Source organism: Streptomyces sp. NPDC059456, from assembly GCF_042750055.1.
Lineage (GTDB): Bacteria > Actinomycetota > Actinomycetes > Streptomycetales > Streptomycetaceae > Streptomyces.
The window spans coordinates 1-1,962 of sequence record NZ_JBHYVA010001026.1 but is presented as its reverse complement, the minus strand read 5'-3'; the positions used below and the strand labels follow the sequence as shown (position 1 = coordinate 1,962).

The following is a 1,962-nucleotide window of genomic DNA, read 5'->3' as shown; positions in this document are numbered from 1 at the left end:
GGGCCGGCATCGGCGCCGGGGGCCGGGGCGCCGAGGCGGCCGCCACGACCGACGGCGGCGGGTACACGGCCTCGGCGGGCAGCCGGCGCTCCAGCCGGACGAGTGCCAGGGCGGCCCCGGCCGCGGCGAGGGCGAGGACGGCCCAGGGCAGCCGGCCGTCGACGGCGAGCAGGGCGGTGAAGAGCGAGGGGGCCAGCGCGGAGGCCAGCGAGTGGGACACCTGGTAGGTGGCCAGGTAGCGGCCGCGGACGGCTTCCGGGGCGGCGGAGACCGACAGGGCACCGCCGGAGGGGCTGTGCACCAGCTCGCCGAGGGTGTAGACGACGACGATGGCCATCAGGGCGACCAGGGTGGCGGTCTGACCGGGGCGCAGGGTGCCGAGCACGATCTGGCCGACGAAGGCCGCGGCGAAGAGCAGGGCGCCGAGCGCGGCGGAGCGGGTGCGGCGGGCTCCGGAGCGGCGGACCCGGCCCGCGACGAGCACGCCGATCCCGGCGCACAGGGCGGTGTTGAGGGTGAAGGCGGCTCCGGTGAGGGAGTCGGGCCCGTGCAGCCAGGTGGCGATGTAGAGCGGGAAGAGCACGGACAGGGCGGCGTAGCCCAGCGCGGTCAGGAAGTTGGCGGCGGTCAGGGCGAGGAAGGGACGGTCGCGCAGGACCATCCGGTAGCCGGCGGCGGGCCGCCCTGCGGAGGCCGTCGGCGCGTCGTGCACCGGGCGGACGCGGCGGACGAGCAGCCCGGCGAGCGCGAAGGCCAGTGCGTTGCCCCAGACGGTGTAGGTGAAGGCGGCGGTCCCCCAGAGCGCGAGCACTCCGGAGACGATCAGGGCCCCGGCGCCCATCCCGGCGTTCTGCAGGGCGCGCAGCGAGGCCTGGAGCCGGTCCCGGTCGGCGCCGCGTGCGACCTCGCCGATCAGGGACTGCTGGACGACGGGGAAGGACCGGTCGGCCAGGGCGGTGACGAGGGCGACGGCGGCGAAGGCGGGCAGCGAGCCGGCGAAGGGGTAGAGCGCGAAGCCGAGGGCGCGGACCCCGTAGAGGGCGAGGACGATCCGCTTGGCGCCGAACCGGTCGACGGCCGAGCCGGCCAGCGGCAGGACCGCCAGCCCCGCCAGGCCGGTGACGGTCATCACCAGGCCGACGAGGGCGAAGGAGAGGCCGGTGACGTGGTGGAAGAAGACGAGCGAGAACGGGACGTACATGCCGGTCCCGACCGCGCTGACACCGGCGCCGACAAGCAGGGACCGCTCCCCCGCCACCCTTGTTTCCCTGGCCTTGGCCATCGTTTCCCCCCAAGTAGGTTGATGGAAAGTAGCTTATCCCTAAGCTACTTTCCGTCAAGCAACTTTCTTGCGAACGACTGGAGGGACACTTGATACTGCGTGCATGACCGAGGCCAACAAGGACGCCGTCGACGCGATCATCGACCAGTGGCACGCAGTGCGACCGGACCTGGAAACCGCCCCCATGGCCGTCTTCGGCCGCATCTACCGGATCTCCCGGAGCATGGGGGACGCGATGGAACGGGCCTACGCCCGATACGGGATCTCGCGCGGCGAGTTCGACGTCGTCGCCACCCTGCGGCGCTCCGGCGCCCCGTACACGCTCTCGCCGCGCCAGCTGTCGGCCACGCTCATGCTCACGACGGGCGGCATGACCGGGCGCCTGGACAAACTGGAGAAGGCCGGGCTGCTCTCCCGCAGGCCCGATCCGCACGACCGGCGCGGACTACAGGTGACGATCACCGACCGCGGGCTCTCGCTCATCGACGAGGCCGTCGCCGCCGGGCTGGAGGTGCAGCGCGCCGCCCTCACCGGCCTCGAGGACGAGGAGGTCACGGCCCTGACCGGTCTCCTGCGCAAGCTGCTGGCCGGGGTCTAGGCCGCCCCGCGAACCGCCCCGCGAACCCCTGGCGCAAGGGGCGGCGGCGGGCTGCGGAACGCACGACGGGGCGCCGGGGGTC

The 1,962-nt window shown here is 73.9% G+C and carries 2 protein-coding genes; one reads left to right on the top strand and one right to left on the bottom strand.

The genetic code is table 11. The features are described 5' to 3' along the window. Nucleotides 1-1,258 (bottom strand): MFS transporter (locus ACFXA3_RS41775; protein WP_385196617.1); only part of this gene is annotated, 1,258 nt, incomplete at its 3' end. A 127-nt stretch (nt 1,259-1,385) separates the two neighbouring features. Here ACFXA3_RS41775 and ACFXA3_RS41770 point away from each other — a divergent pair. Beyond that, nucleotides 1,386-1,880: a MarR family winged helix-turn-helix transcriptional regulator gene (locus ACFXA3_RS41770; protein WP_385196615.1), complete on the top strand. Its 495-nt coding sequence runs from the start codon at nt 1,386-1,388 to the stop codon at nt 1,878-1,880. Nucleotides 1,881-1,962: the final 82 nt, after the last annotated feature.